The organism is Nonomuraea sp. NPDC003201, from assembly GCF_053590415.1.
In genome coordinates this window covers 1-17,979 of sequence record NZ_JBSFTC010000092.1, presented here as the reverse complement: position 1 = coordinate 17,979, position 17,979 = coordinate 1, and the positions used below count along the sequence as shown (strand labels likewise).

At 70.3% G+C, this 17,979-nt stretch carries 6 protein-coding genes and 1 pseudogene; 3 read left to right on the top strand and 4 right to left on the bottom strand.

Going from position 1 to position 17,979, the window contains the following annotated elements; all coding sequences use genetic code 11:
• Window positions 1–199: 199 nt before the first annotated feature.
• A pseudogene (locus ACWDX9_RS28505) lies at window positions 200–637 on the top strand (AAA family ATPase); the annotation flags it as partial.
• 66 nt (window positions 638–703) lie between these two features.
• The gene (locus ACWDX9_RS28500) at window positions 704–3,043 is read left to right on the top strand and encodes a LuxR C-terminal-related transcriptional regulator (RefSeq protein WP_449959242.1); all 2,340 of its coding nucleotides are present in this window, start codon (window positions 704–706) and stop codon (window positions 3,041–3,043) included.
• Between the two features lie 9 nt (window positions 3,044–3,052).
• On the opposite strand, the gene ACWDX9_RS28495 is transcribed toward ACWDX9_RS28500, so the two are convergent.
• Complete coding sequence (locus ACWDX9_RS28495) at window positions 3,053–3,892, bottom strand: class I SAM-dependent methyltransferase (protein ID WP_449959216.1); 840 nt, start codon at window positions 3,890–3,892, stop codon at window positions 3,053–3,055.
• Between the two features lie 227 nt (window positions 3,893–4,119).
• Window positions 4,120–5,640, bottom strand: a complete 1,521-nt coding sequence (locus tag ACWDX9_RS28490; protein ID WP_364252226.1) for an MFS transporter — start codon at window positions 5,638–5,640, stop codon at window positions 4,120–4,122.
• Between the two features lie 289 nt (window positions 5,641–5,929).
• Between ACWDX9_RS28490 and ACWDX9_RS28485 the strand changes: the two genes are divergently transcribed.
• Window positions 5,930–6,835: a TetR/AcrR family transcriptional regulator gene (locus ACWDX9_RS28485; protein ID WP_449959213.1), complete on the top strand. Its 906-nt coding sequence runs from the start codon at window positions 5,930–5,932 to the stop codon at window positions 6,833–6,835.
• A 34-nt stretch (window positions 6,836–6,869) separates the two neighbouring features.
• Here ACWDX9_RS28485 and ACWDX9_RS28480 read toward each other — a convergent pair whose 3' ends face one another.
• Both ACWDX9_RS28480 and ACWDX9_RS28475 read right to left on the bottom strand, forming a co-directional pair.
• On the bottom strand, window positions 6,870–14,057 hold the full coding sequence (locus ACWDX9_RS28480) for an SDR family NAD(P)-dependent oxidoreductase (protein WP_449959211.1): 7,188 nt from the start codon (window positions 14,055–14,057) through the stop codon (window positions 6,870–6,872).
• 49 nt (window positions 14,058–14,106) lie between these two features.
• On the bottom strand, window positions 14,107–17,979 hold a 3,873-nt coding region (locus ACWDX9_RS28475; RefSeq protein WP_449959209.1), incomplete at its 5' end, for an SDR family NAD(P)-dependent oxidoreductase.

The window sequence follows — 17,979 nt, the reverse complement described above, 5'->3', positions numbered from 1 at the left end:
CGAAGCACGGCCACCGCGCCGCCTCCGAGCGGCCGGCCACACCTTCATCGCCCGCGGGCGAGAGGGGCCGGGCGTCTTCCACACCACGCCGAAAACCTCGGCTCGACGTGACGAAGTCGGCAATCGAAGACCCCTGGACTGCTCCCGGTCCGCTTCCTGACTGAGCTTCCTCTACGACCAAACAGGTGAAGGAGAGTCGATGCAGTTCGCCGAACGCGAATCAGAAATCACCCTCCTCAATACCATGCTCGCGGAGAGTGAGCATGGTTGGGGAAGAATTGCGATGATAACCGGCCCTCCGGGGTTCGACAAGAGCCGGGTGCTGCACGCCTTCGCCGATTCGGCGGTGCGGTCGGGCGCCACTCATCTGAGCGCCATCTGCCTACGGAACGAGCAGAACATCTCACTGGGCGTCATCCACCAGGTTTCGCAGAGCCTGAGTGCCGCACTGGGTGAGATGCCCCCCGCGTTGAAACTGTTGCAGGAGGCCGTATTCAACGCGGGACCGCGCGGGATCCGGCCGGAAGACCTCAATTGGATCGGCGTCACGCACGGCCTGTGGGAGATCATCACCAACCACGCGCGGCACGGCGCGGTATTGATAACCATCGAGGACGTGCAATACGCGGATTCGGTTTCGCTGGACATTCTCCTGCATTTCATAAACCGGCTCCATTCCGCGAACGTCTTCATGGTTTTCACGGTGAACGAAGGACCGGACGGGGTGCCGCTCAGAATTCAGAGCGATCTCATGCACCATCCGCAGTGCCGCCGCATCAAAGTGGCGCCGTACTCGCCGGGCACCATTTCCCGGATCGCGCAGGTCCGCCTCGGGACCGAGCCGGACGATCCGCTGGCGGAGGCGATCCACGAGGTCAGCGGCGGAAACGCCCTCCTGGTGCGCTCGCTGATCGAGGACCGGGAGAACGCGGGCGGCGACGGGACCGGCCTGGTGATCGACGACGGCTTCTCCGGATCCGTCCGCACACTGCTGAACCGCATCGGCAACACCCCCCTACGGGTCCTGCGCGCCGCCGCCGTGCTGGACGCGTCGGCCTCTCCCCCGCTGCTGGCCGAGATGCTGCACATCAAGCAGCCGGCCGTGGTCCGCACCCTGGAATGGCTGGCGGAGATCGGCCTGCTGGGCGTGGACGGCTTCCGCCACCCCGCCGCCAGGGAGGCCGTCCTGGACTCCATGGAACCGGACCTCCTCAAAGAGCTTTACGCACGCGCCGCCCAGCTGCTGCACGCGACCGGCGTACAGCCCACCGTCATCGCCGACCACCTCGTCGCCGCCGGCGCCAAGCACGAACCCTGGGCCCTGGACGTGCTGCGGGAGGCCGCCGACCAGGCGCTGGCCACCGACGAGTACGAGCTCGCCGTGCGGTACCTCCGGTACGCGGCGGACCTGTGCTCCGGGACCGACGAGCGGATCCAGGTCACCCTGGCGCTGGCCAAGGCCACCTGGCGGATCAACCCCTCCACCGCCACCATGTACCTCCCCATGCTCGTGCAGGCCGCGCGGGACGGCCTGCTGCCCGCCAGGGACGTGCACTGGCTGCTCACGTGCATGCTCTGGCACGGCCAGTACGACGAGGCCGAGGAGATGTTCGCGCTGCTGGAGCAGGCCGAGCAGGGCGATGGCCAGGAGGCGGACGGAGCCCACGCGTGGCGCCTCGCGGCCGACCACTGGCTGGCCGGCACGCACCCCCCGGTCCTGCACCGGTTGCGGGGGACGCACAAGCCCTCCCCCCTACGCGAGGGTAGCGAACGGCATCCTGCCCATTCGTACGCGCGGACGATCTCCGCGCTCGCCGCCAACCTGCGCGACGGCGAGACCGAGGCGGCCCTGAGGACGGCGGAGAAGGTCCTGCACTCCGTCCAGCTCGAAGGCTGCAACATCGAGCTGGTCGAGGCGGCGCTGTTCTGCTTCGTCTATTCGGACCGCACCCACGAGGCGGCCTCCCTCGTCGAGAACCTGTACGCGGTGGCGGAGCGGCGCAACTCGCCCACGTGGCTGAGCGTGCTCGCGGCCTTCCGCGCGCACATCGCCGAGCACAAGGGAGAGATGCTGGAGGCCGTCGAGTGGGGCGAGCTCTCCCTGCGCACCCTGCCCCCCAGGAGCCTGGGCGTGCTCGCGGCGCTCCCGCTGGCCAGCCTCATCGAGGCCCACACCGAGATGGGCGAATATCAGAAGGCCGAACAGTACCTCCGCCATCCCCTGCCTGAAACCGTTTACCAGACCCGGTACGGGCTGCACTACCTCTTCGCGCGGGGCCACTACAGAACCTCGGTCGGCCAGGCGCACGCGGGCCTCAGCGACTTCCTGAAGTGCGGCACGCTGATGCGGTCCTGGGAGGTCGACACGCCGCTGCTCGTCCCGTGGCGCCTCGGGGCGGCCGGGGTCTCGGTCGTGCTGAAGAACAACGCCCGCGCCCGCAAGTTCCTCGAGCTGCACCACGCCACGCCGCACGGCCACAGTCCCCGGATCCGGGGGTTCGCGCTGATGGTGCTGGCCTCGGCCGAGGAGGTCGGACGCCGGCCGCCGCTGCTGCGCAAGGCCGTCGACATGCTCCAGGACTCCGGCCACAAGATGGAGCTGGCGCACGCGCTGGCACGCCTCAGCCACTCCCTGGCCGCCCTGGGCGAGACGGACAAGGCCCGGCTCATCGGCCAGCAGGCGGACCGGGTCGGCCAGCGTTGCCATGCCGAGCCCCTGCGCAGGTCGGTGGCGAACGCCTTCGACAGCGAATTCGGCGCGATGGCCGCCGGGAACGACCAGAACGCCCTGAGCCCCGCCGAATATCGGGTCGCCTCGATGGCGGCGCTCGGCTACACGAACCGGGAGATCGCGACGAGAGCCCATATCACCATCAGTACGGTGGAGCAGCACCTCACGCGCATATATCGCAAACTCGGGGTGAACGGCCGGAACGACCTTCCGCGTTTATTCTCGTCGAAAGAGCTCGGCTCCTCGAACGGAAACGTGCTCGTCGCGGAGAATTCCCGGCACCTTCCCGGCTCGGCGTCCGTGCCCGGGTGACGGCCGGTTTCATTCATCAAGCGGGATTTCCCATTCGGGTACGTCCCGTTTGCGGACGACGACGATGGCCCAGCCGACCTCCCCCCGGTCGATGGCGGCCTGCACTTCTTCGCATGACGCGGAGAAGGCGAGCATCTTGTCCCGGGCCTCGGCGTCGGCCATCTGTTCGGCCCGCGCCCGGGCCGCCTCCGCGTTTCCCTCGAACGTCCGCCTGAGGAAGCCGGTCACATTGACCACCGAACTGATTTCGAAGCCGGCCTCCGCCAGCGCGGAATGGTATTCGAGAAGCGTGTAGCCGTCGTTCCACCCGAACTTTTCGTAGACCTCGGTCCGGGTGCGCTCGCTGATCCTCGTCCGCGGCCGGTAGAAGTCACTGAAGGCGAAGATGCCGCCGCTGCGCAGCACGCGGCGGATCTCCGCATAGCTGCGCGGCATGTCCGGCGCCTTGTGCAGCGCGCCGTGGCTGACGACGTGGCTGAAACTGCCGGGCTCGTACGGAAGCCGCAGCACCGACGCCCGCCGGAAGCCGACGTCCAGCCGTTTCCGCTGGTTGGTGCACAGATCCTGGGCGAACCTGACGTACTCCTCGCTCCCGAAGATCCCCTCGCCTCGGCAGCCGAACCACTGGGCCAGGTAGACCAGCAGGCATTCACAGTCGTCGCCCACCTCCAGCACCGTGCTCGAACCGTCGATCCCCGCCTCGGCGGCGAGAAACGCGGCGGTCTGCTCGACGGTCGTCCGATAGTCGTCCCGGCTGTTCTCCCGGAAATCGTCGGCCGGGTAGTCGGCTGCATGTGCCACGCCATAGCCCGTCAAATTCAAAAAGGTATGACTGCTCTGGTCGTACATGTCTCCGACTTCCCTCCGACAATAAGGGTGGCCCGCGGTCGTGGCACCGCACCGATGCCTGCCGACGCGAACGCACCGAGGATCAATCGCGTTCGTCTCGCGAAGACTCTTGTCTATACCTCGAAGAGTGCCCGGATTCTCTCATGTACTCAATGGTGCTATCCCCCCTTTTCTGGTCCGGTCTTCCGTACATCGGCCCCACCCATTTACGTCCTGCCCCGGACGCATCACGAAGGATTTTGCGCCTCGCGCAACTTGATGAACGCGAGAATCCCCATCACTAGCATGATGACCGCGCCGGCGAAAGCGGCGATCTGCATTCCGTCTACATAGGCGTCGCGGGCCACTGAGGCCAGGGCCGCGCCCACCGCCCGAGGGAGCTCGGCGGCGACCGACAGCGCGCCGCCGAGGGTCTCGTGCGCCACCGCGGCGGCGTCGGGCGGGACTCCGGGCGGCAGCTGCGCGGCGAGGGTGCTGCGGTAGACGGCCACCCCGATGCTGCCGAGGATGGCGGCGCCGAGCGCCTGCCCGAACTCGGTGGAGGACTCGAACAGCCCCGAGGCGGATCCCGCCTTCTCGGGCGGCGCCGTGGCGACCACCATGGTGGAGGCCAGCGCCTGCACCGATCCGATCCCCCAGCCCAGCAGGAACAGCCCGCTGAACAGCAGCGGCAGGTTGACGTCCGTGCTCAGCTGGGAGATCAGCAGGAAGCCGATCGCCCCGAAGACCATGCCGGAGCCCATGATCGTGCCGGGCCGGAACCATTTGGTGAGCGCCGCCCCGAGCACCGAGCCCGCCGCCGAGCTGACGGCCGTCGGCACGGTCATCAGCCCGGCCACGATCGGCCGCATCCCGAGCACCGACATCAGGTATTGCGTGATGAAATAGAACGTCCCGACGAGGGCGAACACCGCGAGGGTGGCGGTGATCAGGGACACGGTGAACGCGTGCCGGCGGAAGAGCGCCAGGTCCAGCATGGGGTCGGGCAGCTTGCGCTGCCTCTGCAGGAACAGGCTCAGGAACACCAGCCCGATCACGGCGCTGATCCACATCGTCACGGAGAAGTTCTGCTCGGCGACCATCTTCACCGCGTAGACGATCGGCAGGGCGGCGAGCAGCACGAGGACCGCGCTGAGGATGTCGAACTTCCCGGGGTTGGGGTCTCGGTATTCCGGCAGGAGCGGGCCGAGCGCGAGTAACAGGATCATGATCGGCACGCTGATCAGGAAGACCGCTCCCCACCAGAAGCTCTCCAGCAGCCACCCACCGACGATCGGCCCGGCCACGCTGCCGAGGGTGAAGATCGCGGCCCAGATGGCGATGGCCATGTGGAGCTGGCGGCCGTCGGTGAACAGCACCCGGATGAGGGCGAGGGTCGGCGGCATCAGCGTCGCCGCCGCGGCCCCCTGCAGGCCACGCGCCACGATGAGCAGCTCGGCACTGGGCGCGTACGCCGCGATGGCCGACGTGAGGCCGAACACCACCGCGCCCACCAGGAGCAACCGCCGGCGGCCGATCCGGTCACCCAGATTGCCCATCGGAATGAGCAGCCCGGCCAGCAGGAAGGCATAGATGTCGACGATCCACAGCTGCTGTGTGCCGCTCGGTTCCAGCTCGGCGGTCAGTGACGGGAGCGCGAAGAACAGCACCGTCACCGTGATGGAGATGAGCAGTACGGGCAGCATGAGGATCGCCAGGCCGGTCCACTCCCGCCACCCCGCTTTGGCGCCTCTTTCGGCGATATCCATTCCCACCCCTCTCATACTGTGTACGTAACATTTACAGTACACCATATGTCAGCTTGCCAAAGAGTCTTGTCAAGTAAACATTGACTGCCACGACATGCTGGTGCTCCATGTCATGGCTGGTCGCGATTACCTCCTGACCGGCGCCCATTCTTGAAAGATATTTTCGTCACAACCGCTCCACCTCTTTTTTCGTCACATCAGGCGCGTGATATAATTTCATCACAATGGAAGATCGTGATGAAATCAGGCGACCATGCTGACGTGTGTCCAGTGCGGGAAAGAGCTCACGGTGCCTCCCCGCGGGCGCAAGCCCCGCTACTGCTCGCGCTCGTGCCAGGCCCGCGCCTACCGGGCCCGCCTCGACGCGCGGACCGGCCAGGGAGCCTGGCGGGAGAAGAAGGACGAGCGGCCTTCGCCACCCCGTCCCGCACGGCCCGTCACCGGCGGGCGCGCCGATTCCCAGCGGACCGACGCCGGCCTGTCCCGGGAGCGGATCGTGTGGAGCGCCATCCGGATCGCCAACGCCGAGGGCCTGGAGAGCATGTCGATGCGGCACGTCGCGAACGTGCTCGGCGTCAAGGTGATGTCGCTGTACAACTACATCGACGGGAAGGACGCGCTGATCGACCTCATGGTCGAGGCGGTGTTCAGCGAAGGCGGAGACACCGAACCCCACGCCTTCCGAGGCTGGCGGGCCGAGCTGGAGGCCGCGGCGCGGTGGGAGTGGGCGCTGTACTCGACGTACCCGTGGGTCCTCGAGGTCATCGCGACGGTCCAGCCGCCGCTCGTCCCCAGCCTGCTCGCCCGCTTCGAACGCGGCCTGGGCGCGTTCGACGGCCTCGGCCTGGACCCCGTCATGACCCATCGGATCTATCTGGGCGTGAGCGGCATCGCGCAGGGGCTCGCCCTGCTGCGGGTGAGCGAGATCGCCTCCGAACGGCGCGGCGGCGGGATCTCGCTCAGCCAGTGGCGATCGGTGAAGGTGCCCGCGATCCTCGAGGAACTGGGCGCCGACCGCTATCCGCGGCAGGCCGCGCTGCGCAACAGCCCGGAGGTCCTCACGGACCTGGAGGAGATCTTCGAGTTCAGCCTCCAGCGCCTGCTGGACGGCATCGCCCGGTTCCTGGAGGGGGAGTCGCCCGCTCCCCCTCACCGGTGGCCCCGCTCTGGTCAGCCCTCGGCCGAGGATCACTGACGGCGCTCCCCTCGGCATGTGCGTGGTTCGCCGCTCACGCGCCGTTCGAACGCCCGCCGGACGGCTTCAGCCATTCCTCGACGGCCTTCGCGATGGACCCCGCCTCGCCCTCCAGCATCGTGAGGTGGTCGCCGCGGACCTCGCACAGGTCGTGCTTCAGGTGCCAGGAAGCCCGCCAGTTGCCTTCCCTGGACCGCTCGCCGTCGGGCCCGGAGGGCAGGGGGGTGTCCGGTCTGAGGAAGAGCACGGGGGTCTCGATGTCCTCCACCACCGTCTCCCTGAAGAGCCGGTAGTAGCGCCCCATGGCCGTCATCCTCGTGTCGCTGAAGGGCCCGTACACCTCCGCCCGGTCGAACATCCCCTCCAGCATCTGACCGCCGAGCTCGTCGATGACGTCGCTGTCCGGCAGGAACGTGTCCAGCAGGACGAGGCCGTCCGGGCGCACCCCGTTCCGCTCCAGGTACGAGACGGCCGCGTGCGCGAAGTTGCCGCCGCCGCAGTAGCCCATCACCACGAACGGGTCGTCGCCGGCCGCCTCCCGGATGGATTCCGCCCACATGCGCACCACGACGTCCGCGTTGTCCGGAAGGCTGTCGTCCGGGGCGTATCCGGGCACCTGGAGGGCGTACAGGTCGCGTACTCCCTGGAAGTGCACGGCCAGCCGGGCGAACTGGGCCGCGCCGCCCAGCGCCATCGGCGTGCTGAAGCAGAACAGCTTCGGCCGCGCCGGCCCCGAGGCCAGGGCCAGCGGCGGGTACGCGCGGTCCAGCTCGTCCAGCGTCCGGAACACCGGCCGCAGCCGCGCCGCCGCCTCCAGCAGGTCCAGCCCCTCCTGCAGCTTCCCGGCGGGAGCCGCGGCGCGCACCAGCGAGCTGAGCGATCCGCCCCCGTCCGGCTCCGCCGGACCGGAGTCCCAGCCGGCGCCGTTGTCGATCGCAATCTCCTCCGCGAGGTGCCGGGCCAGCGCCGCGGCGGTGCCGTAGTCGAAGACCGCCGTCGCCGGCATCCGCACGCCGGTCGCCTTGTTCAGTACGTTGCGCAGCTCCATCGCGGTCAGCGAGTCGAAGCCCGCTTCGAGGAAGTTCTGCTCCGCCCGGATCGCCTCCGGCTCGCTGTAGCCGATCACCTTCGCCGCGCACTCGCGCACCATCAGGGTCAGCTCCTCGACCTGCTCGGCCGGCGACAGCCCGGCCAGCCGCCGCTGCACCGCCGACCCGTCTGCCACGGCCTGCCCGGCCTGGGCGGTGCGGCGGGCGGGGGCTCGGACGAGCCCGCGCAGGATGGGCGGGACGCCGTCGTGGCGGTTGCTGAGGGTGTGGGTGTTGATGGGGAGGGGGAGGAGGTGGGGTTGGGGTGTGGTGAGGGCGGTGTCGAGGAGTTGGTTGCCTTGGGTGGTGGTGATGCGGTGGTAGCCGGCTTGTTCGATGCGGGTGATGTCGGTGGTGGTAAGGTGGGCGCTCATGCCGCTGGGTTGGTGCCAGAGTCCCCAGGCGAGGGACTGGGCGGGCAGACCGGTGGTGTGGCGGTGGATCGCCAACGCGTCCAGGAAGGCGTTGGCCGCCGAGTAGTTGCCCTGCCCGGCGCTGTCCAGGGTGCCGGCTGAGGAGGAGTAGAGAACGAACGCGGCCAGGTCGAGGTGGCGGGTGGCTTGGTGCAGGTGCCAGGCGGCGTCGGCCTTGGGCCGCAGTACCCGGTCGATCTTGTCGGGGGTGAGCGAGGTGACCACACCGTCATCCAGCACCCCGGCCGTGTGGAAAACAGCCGTCAGCGGGTGCTCGGCGGAGATCCGGTCAAGGAGGGTGGCCACCTGCTCGGGGTCGGACAGATCGCACGCCGCGATCTCGACCGTCGCGCCCGCTGCTTCCAGGTCGGCCCGGAGCTGGTCGGCGTCAGGGGCCTGGTCTCCTCGGCGGGAGGCCAGCAGCAGATGCCCGGCCTGGTGCTCGGTGGCCAGGTGTCGGGCCAGGATCGCGCCCAGACCGCCGGTGCCACCCGTGATCAGTACCGTGCCGTCGGGGTCCAGGCTGCGCGGCATGGTGAGGATGATCTTGCCGGTGTGGCGGGCCTGGGCCATGTGCCGGAAGGCTTGGCGGGCCTGCTGCACTGGCCAGCACCGCACCGGCAGACCGGCCAGTTCCTGGGAGGCGAACAGGTCCAGTAGCTCGGCGAGCATCTGGCCGATCCGCTCGTGGCCGGCGTCCATGAGGTCGAAGCTGCGGTAACGGACGTGGGGGTGGGTGTTCGCGACGTCGGCCGGGTCGCGCCGGTCGGTCTTGCCCATCTCGATGAACCGCCCGCCAGGGGTGAGCAGGTCGAGGGAGGCGTCGGTGAACGGCCCGGCCAGCGAGTTGAGCACCACGTCCATCCCTTCGCCTCCGGTGACTGCGGCGAAGGCGTCGGCGAAGTCCAGGTCGCGGGAGGAGGCGATGTGGCCCTCCGGCACACCCAGCGCCCGCAGCAGGTGCTGCTTGGCGGGTGAGGCGGTGGCGAACACCTCCGCGCCCAAGTGCCGGGCGATCTGGATGGCGGCCATGCCGACCCCTCCCGCGCCGGAGTGGATCAACACCCGCTCCCCACGGCTGAGCCCGGCCAGGTCGACGAGTCCGTACCAGGCGGTCGCGAACGCTCCCGGGACCGACGCCGCGCGGGCGAAAGTCCACCCCTGCGGCATCCTCGCCATCATCCGGCGATCAGCCACGACACGCGGGCCGAAGGTCCCTTCGCCCAGGCCCATCACCTGATCGCCGACCCGCAGCCCCTCCACGCCGGGCCCGATCTCGGAGACGATCCCGGCGAACTCACCACCGATGAGCCCGCCCTGTTCGGGCACCATGCCCAGTGTCACGACCACGTCGCGGAAGTTCAGGCCCGCCGCGCGGACATCCACGCGGACTTCGCCGGCGGCCAGCTCCTGATCGGCCTCGGGGGCCGGAATCAGGTTCAGCCCGTCGATGGAGCCCTTGACGGGACTGTCCAGCCGCCAGGCTTCCGGCCCATCGGGCGTCGCGAGATCGCCGGACGTGTCCGCCCGGGCCAGACGGGGCACCAGCACCCGACCGGCCCGCACCGCCAGCTGCGGCTCGTCCTCCACACCCAGCAGCGAGGCCAGCGCGGTGAGCGAATCGGCCGCGCGATCGACGTCCACGAGGACGATCCGGCCCGGGTTCTCCGCCTGCGCCGAGCGCACCAGGCCCGACACCGCCGCCTCGACCAGACCACCACCGCCGGCGCTGCCGGCCTCCGTACCGGTCGTCACCGCACCCGTCGTCACCAGCACCAGCCGGGTCTCGGCCAGCCGCTCATCGGCCAGCCAGTCACGCAGCACGCCCACGACCCGGTCCAGCTCCGACCGCAGGCCCTCCAGCGGTTCCTGGTCGTCTGCCTGCGGAATCGGGCAAGGAATGACCAGGGTCGTGATGCCGTCGGCACCCGCTGCCGCGTGGAGATCGGCGTATGAGCGCACCTCCAGGTCTCCGCCGCGCAGGGCCTCGGTCACTCTGCCGTCCGTCTCTATGACGGCTATCGACCCTCGGACATGGGGTGGGTTCCAGCTTGGCGGTATCACCCACTGCAGGTGGTGGAGCGCCTCGTGTCCGGGCCGGGTACGCGACGACAGTCCACCGGCGGGCAGCGGACGCGTGATCAAACTCGTGACGACCGCGACCGGGGCGCCGGTGGCGTCGGCGATCCGGATGCTGGAAGCGCCGCCCTCGGCCGGAAGGACGTGAACGCGCGCCTGCTGGGCGCCCGAAGCCAGGAGCTCCACCCCGTTCCAGGCGAACGGCAGCACGACGCCCTCAGCCTGCTCGACGAGACCGGTGGCGTGCAGGGCGGCATCCAAGAGAGCCGGGTGGATGCCGTACTGGTCGGCTTCGGCGGCCTCCCGCTCGTCGAGCTCTACCTCGGCGAACACCTCGTTGTCGCGGATCCAGGCCCGCTTGAGTCCCTGGAAGGCCGGACCGTACCCGTATCCGGAGCCGGCGAGTTTCTCGTAGTGGCCGGACACGTCCACCGCCTGCGCTCCCGCAGGCGGCCACTGCCCATCGGCAGCGCCTGCGGTGCCGGTCGTCTCGGTGAGGGTTCCAGTGGCGTGACGCGTCCATGGCCGCCGGCCGGTGCGGGCGTGGATCGCCACCTCGCGGCGGCCGTCCTCGTCGGTTACGGACACCGCCACCTGGAGCTGGACCGCCTCGTCGCCATCGATGACCAGCGGCGCCTCAAGTGTCAGCTCCTCCAGCACCGGGCAGCCGACCTCGTCACCCGCCCGCACGGCCAGCTCCACGAACCCGGTGCCGGGGAACAGCAGCGTTTCCCCCACTCCGTGATCGGCCAGCCAGGGATGCGTGGCTGTCGAGATCCGGCCGGTCAGCACCAGCCCGCCCTGGTCGGGCAGTTCCACCGCCGCACCCAGCAGCGGGTGGTCCACGCGGGCCTGGCCCAGCCCGCCCGCGTCCGACACACCGGTCGTGGCGGGCTCCAGCCAGTAGCGCCGGTGCTGGAACGCATACGTGGGCAGCTCGGCGCCTGCGCCGGTCACGGTGAGAAGCCGTTCCCAGTCCACCCCGACACCGGCGGTGAACGCCTCGGCCGCTGAGCGGAGGAACCGGTCCGGGCCGCCCTCGCCACGGCGCAACGATCCCACCGCAACGCCCGAGGTGCCGGTGGCGTCCAGGATGTCCTGCACCGCCATCGACAACACCGGATGCGGGCTCACCTCGATGAACGCGGCGCGGCCATCGGCCAGCAACGCCCGCACCGCGCCCTGGAAGTCCACCGGCCGGCGAGCATTGGCGAACCAGTACTCCGCCCCCAGCTCCGAACCCGCCAGCACCCCACCCGTCACCGTCGAATACACCGGCACCCGCCCCGGCCCGGCCTCGATCGGGCCCAGCATCTCCAGCAACTGCTCCCGCAGAGGCTCGACCATCTGCGAATGCGAGGCCACCGTGGTCGCGATCACCCGCGCCCGCACCCCCTCACCACGCAGGCCCTCCACGAACTCCTCCAGCGCCTGCGTCGGCCCGGCCACCGCACACGAAGCAGGCCCGTTGTCCGCGCTCACCTCCAACCCCTCGCCCACACGCTCCCGCACCACCTCGGCAGGCAGCCCCACAGCGGCGATAGCGCCACGTCCCCACAGCTCGGCGGCGAACAACCGGCTGCGCAACACCACCACCCGCACCGCGTCGGCCAGCGACAACACCCCGGCCACGCAGGCTGCCGCCACCTCACCTTGTGAGTGGCCCACAACCGCCGTCGGGCGGACGCCGATGGACTCCCACAGCTCGGCCAGCGCGATCCCAACCGCGAAGGCGACCGGCTGCAGCCTCTCGATCGAGTCCAGCCCCGCCCCATCAGCGTCAGCCAGCACCTGGGCCGGGTCCCAGTCCACCCACCGCCGGATCTCGGCGAAACACTCCTCCAGACGGGCGGCGAACACCGGCGACGCCTGCGCCAGCTCCACCCCCATCCCGGCCCACTGCGCCCCCTGACCGGGGAACACCAGGACCGCTTCCCGCCGTCCCGACGCCGTACCCGACACCGAACCGGCCACCACCCCGGCACCGGGCTCCCCCGCCGCCAGCGACTGCAGCCCGCTCAGCAGTTCCTCCCGGTCGGCGCCCATGACGACGGCACGGTCCTCGAACACCGGCCGCGTGCGTACCAGCGACAGGCCGACCTCGCTGACCGGCAATTCCGGACGTGCCACCACGTACTCGGCCAGCCGGGACGCCTGAGCGCGCAACGCCTCCTCACCGCGCCCCGACACCACCCACGGCACCACACCGGAGATCACAGGAGCGCTCCCAGGCGCCTCCTCCTGCGGCTCCGGCTCGGGAGGCTGCTCCACGATCACGTGCGAGTTCGTCCCGCTCACGCCGAACGACGACACGCCCGCCCGCCGCGGCCTGTCCGCGGGCTCCGGCCAGTCCCGCGCCTGCTCCAGCAGCCGAACCTGACCCTGCCCCCAGTCGACATGGGTCGTGGGCGTGGACACGTACAGGGTCTGCGGCAACAGACCGTGCCGCATCGCCAGCACCATCTTGATCACACCGGCCACCCCCGCAGCCGCCTGCGTGTGACCGATGTTCGACTTCAACGACCCCAGCCACAACGGCTCGGCCGAACCACGATCCCGCCCGTACGTCGCCAGCAACGCCTGCGCCTCGATGGGGTCGCCGAGCGCGGTCCCCGTGCCATGCGCCTCGACCGCGTCCACCTCAGCACCCGACAACCCGGCATTGGCCAGCGCCTGACGGATCACCCGCTCCTGCGAAGGACCGTTCGGAGCCGTCAAACCATTACTGGCCCCGTCCTGATTGACCGCCGACCCACGGATCACCCCCAACACCCGATGACCGGCGGCCACCGCATCCGACAACCGCTCCAGCACCAGCACACCGACACCCTCGGACAGGACGGTGCCGTCGGCCTCGTCGGAGAACGCCTTGCAGCGGTCGTCCCGCGCCAGGCCGCGCTGGTGGCTGAAGTCCACGAGGAGCTCCGGCGTGGCCATGATCGTCACGCCGCCCGCGAGCGCGAGCGTGCTCTCTCCGGCGCGCAGCGACTGGCACGCCATGTGGATGGCGACGAGCGAGGAGGAGCAGGCGGTGTCCACCGTGACGGCCGGCCCCTCCAGGCCCAGCGTGTACGCGACCCGGCCGGAGATGACGGAGCTGGAGTTGCCCGTTCCCAGGTAACCCTCGCTGCCCTCGGGCAGGGGGCCTCGGCCCACCTCGTAGTCGTTGGCGAAGGCGCCGATGAAGACGCCCGCGGAGGTGCCGCGCAACGAAGCCGGATGGAGGCCGGCCCGCTCCAGGGCCTCCCACGAGACCTCCAGCACCAGCCGCTGCTGCGGGTCCATCGCCACGGCCTCACGCGGGCTGATCCCGAAGAACGCGGGGTCGAACTCGTCCGCCCCTTCGACGAACCCGCCCGAGCGCGCGTAGGTCGTCCCGCTGCTGTCCGGGTCGGGGTCGTACAGGGCTTCCAGGTCCCAGCCCCGGTCCTTCGGGAACGGGACGATCCCCTGCTCGCGCTCCAGCAGCAGCTTCCACAGGTCCTCCGGCGAGTTCACCCCGCCGGGGTAGCGGCAGCTCATCGCCACGATCGCGATCGGCTCGCGCTCCTTCTCCTCGACCTCACGCAAACGTCGGTTGGCCTGCTGGAGATCCTCGGTCACTCGCCGCAGGTACGCGAGGAGCTTCTCTTCGTCAGCCATGCCGTCCCGCCTTCTCTAAGGGGTTTCGAGTTTGCGTTTCCTGTGGGACCTACAGGCCCTGGTCGATCAGCGAGAAGAGCTCGTCGGCGCTCGCCGTGCGCACCTTGCTCTCCTCGTCGGTTCCGGATCGGTCGCCGCGCCACTCGTCCATGAGTTTCTGCAGGCGAACGGTGATCTCGGACCGCGCCTCCACATCGATGGCGATCTTGCCCAGCAGCCGGCCCAGCTCGTCCAGGCTCTGCAGCACCTGCGATTCGGCCGGTTCCTTCTTCGGCAGGAGCTGGCTGCCCATGTACTCGGCGATGGAGACCGCGTTGGGGTAGTCGAAGATCAGCGTCGCCGGCAGCCGGAGTCCGGTGGCCTTGCCGAGCCGGTTACGCAGTTCCACCGACGTCAGGGAGTCGAATCCGAGTTCGCTGAAGCTCCTGTCCGGATCCACGTGCTCTTCGGAGGCGTGTCCCAGCACGCCGGCGGCCTCCGTACGTACCAGCGAGACCAGCATGCGCTCCTGCTCGGCCGGGGGCAGCCCGGCCAGGCGCTGCTGCAGCGCCGACTCGCCGTCCGAGGCGGGCTGCGCGCTCTGGGCGGTACGGCGTGCGGGGGTGCGCGCCAGGCCCCGCAGGACGGCGGGGACGCCGTCCTCGCGGGCGCCGAGAGCACGGGCGTCCATGGGCAGCGGTACGAGGAAGGGCTCCGCCATGGTCAGGGCGGCGTCCAGCAATTGCATGCCTTCGGCGGCGCCCATCGCGGTGAACCCCGAACGGGACAGCCGCTCCAGGTCGATGTCGCCCAACTGGCGCGTCATGCCACCCGTTTCCGGTGCCCAGACACCCCACGCGAGGGACTGGGCGGGCAGGCCGGTGGCGTGGCGGTGGATCGCGAGCGCGTCCAGGAAGGCGTTGGCGGCGGAGTAGTTGCCCTGCCCGGCGCTGTCGAGGGTGGCGGCCGAGGAGGAGTAGAGGACGAACGCGGCCAGGTCGAGGTGGCGGGTGGCCTGGTGCAGATGCCAGGCTGCGTCCGCCTTCGGCCGCAGCACCCGGTCGATCTTGTCCGGGGTGAGCGAGCCGATCACGCCGTCGTCCACCACGCCGGCGGCGTGGAAGACCGCCGTCAGGGGATGCTCGGTGTGGATCCGGCCAAGGAGTGCGGTGACCTGCTCGGGGGCGGACAGGTCGCACGCGGTGATGTCGACGGTCGCGCCGGCTGCTTCCAGGTCGGCCCGTAGCCGGTCGGCGTCGGGGGCCTGGTCTCCTCGGCGGGAGGCCAGCAGCAGATGCCTGGTCTGGTGCTCGGTGGCCAGATGGCGGGCCAGGATCGCGCCCAGGCCGCCGGTGCCGCCGGTGATCAGTACCGTGCCGTCGGGGTCCAGGCTGCGCGGCATGGTGAGGACGATCTTGCCGGTGTGGCGGGCCTGGGCCATGTGCCGGAACGCTTGCCGGGCCTGCTGCACCGGCCAGCACCGCACCGGCAAGCCTGCCAGCTCCTGGCCGGCGAACAGGTCCAGCAGTTCGGCGAGCATCTGGCCGATCCGCTCGTGCCCGGCGTCCATCAGGTCGAAGCTGCGGTACCGGATTCCGTTGTTCTCGACGTCCGCCGGGTCACGCAGGTCGGTCTTGCCCATCTCGATGAACCGCCCGCCGGGGGCGAGCAGGTCGAGAGAGGCGTCGGTGAACGGCCCGGCCAGCGAGTTGAGCACGACATGCACCCCTTCACCTCCGGTGACCGTGGTGAAGGCGTCGGCGAAGTCGAGGTCGCGGGAGGAGGCGATGTGGTCGTCGGCCACGCCCAGCGCCCGCAGCAGGTGCTGCTTGGCGGGTGAGGCGGTGGCGAAGACCTCCGCGCCCAGATGGCGGGCGATCTGGATGGCGGCCATGCCCACCCCGCCCGCGCCGGAGTGGATCAGCACGCGCTCGCCGCGAGTGAGCCCGGCCAGGTCGACCAACCCGTACCAGGCGGTCGCGAACGCTCCGGGGACCGACGCCGCGCGGGCGAAACTCCAGCTCTGCGGCATCCGCGCCATCATCCGGTGATCAGCCACCACGCGGGGACCGAACGTCCCCTCGCCCATGCCCATCACCCGGTCGCCGACGGTCAGCCCGTCCACCCCGGGCCCGACCTCGGCGATGACGCCGGCGAACTCGACGCCCATCGCCCCGGCCTCGCCCGGGTACATGCCCAGGGAGTTGAGCACGTCGCGGAAGTTGAGGCCGGCCGCGCGGACGTCCACGCGCACCTCACCGGCGGCCAGCTCGCGGCCGGCTTCGGGGGCCGACACCAAGGCCAGCCCGTCGATGGAGCCCTTGGCGGGGCTGTCCAGCCGCCAGCCGTCGGGTCCACCGGGTGTCGGGAGCTCGCCGGAGGTGTTCGCCTGGGTGAGGCGGGGCACCAGCACCCGGCCGGCCCGCACCGCCATCTGCGGCTCGTCCTCCACGCTCAGCAGGGAGGCCAGCGTGGTGAGCGAATCGGCCGCATCGTCGACGTCCACCAGGAGGATCCGGCCGGGGCTCTCGGCCTGAGCCGAGCGCACCAGGCCCGACACCGCCGCCTCGATCAGAGCGCTGCCGGCCTCCGTACCGGTCGTCACCGCACCGCTGGTGACCAGCACCAGCCGGGTCTCGGCCAGCCGCTCATCGGCCAGCCAATCGCGCAGCACGCTCACGACCCGGTCCAGCTCCGACCGCAGCGCCTCCGGAAGCCCGTCCTGCCCGGCAGCCGCCTGCATGCGCATGACCACGGCGGCGGGAAGGGCCTGCCCGGACGCGACCGCGTCACCCAACGCCGCCGCGTCCGCGTACTCCTCGGCACCGCCGCCGGCGGACTCGATCGCCGCCGCCAGAGCGGGCCACCGCTCGCCCACCACCGCCACATCGCCTGCCAGCGCGTCCGCGAGGTCGTTCGCCGGCGGCACCCAGTCCATGCGCAGCAGCGACGACGAGGACGCGGTCGCGGCCGGCTTCTGGTCCGCGAGCTCCCGCAGGATCAGCGAGCCGATGGAGGCCACGGCCTGTCCCGCGGAGTCGCCGGTCTCCAGGGTCACCGCGCCGTCGTCGGCTCGGCGCAGGCGTACGCGCAGGTGACTGGCGGCGGAGGCGTGCAGTCGCACGTCGGTCCAGGCGAAGGGCAGCGTGATCTTCGAGTCGTCGGAGAGTCGCTCGGCCACGCCGATGGCGTGCAGGGCCGCGTCCAGCAGCGCCGGGTGGATGCCGTAGCGGCCGGCCTCGGCGGCCTCCCGCTCGCCGAGTTCCACCTCGGCGAACACCTCTCCGTCGTGCTCCCAGGCTCGCTTGAGGCCCTGGAACGCCGGTCCGTACCCGTATCCTGCGGCGGACAGCGTCTCGTAGTGGTTCGACACGTTCACCGCCTGCGCTCCTGCCGGTGGCCACTGGCTCCAGTCGAAGCCCGCCGCGTCGCCAGTGTCCGCCGTGGCCACGATTCCGGCGGCATGACGTGTCCATGGCCGCGTACCGCTGCGGGCGTAGACCGTCGCCTCGCGCCGGCCGTCCTCGTCGGCGGCGGCCACCGCCACCTGGATCAGGATCGACTCGTCCCGTTCGATCACCAGCGGCGTCTCGATCGTCAGCTCTTCCACGACCGAGCAGCCGACCTCGTCGGCCCCGCGCACCACCAGCTCCACGAACCCGGTGCCGGGGAACACGACCTTCTCCCCCACCGCGTGGTCGGCCAGCCACGGATGCGCGGCGACCGAGATCCGCCCCGTCAGGACCACTCCGCCCTGATCGGGCAGCTCCACCGCGGCGCCCAGCAGGGGGTGGTCCGCGGGGGCCTGGCCCAGCCCGTCGACGTTCGTGACGGTCGAGGGCGCTTCGAGCCAGTAGTGGTGGTGTTGGAAGGGGTAGGTGGGCAGGTCGGTGGTGGTGGCGTGGGGGATGAGGGTGGTCCAGTTGGGGGTGGTGTTGGTGTT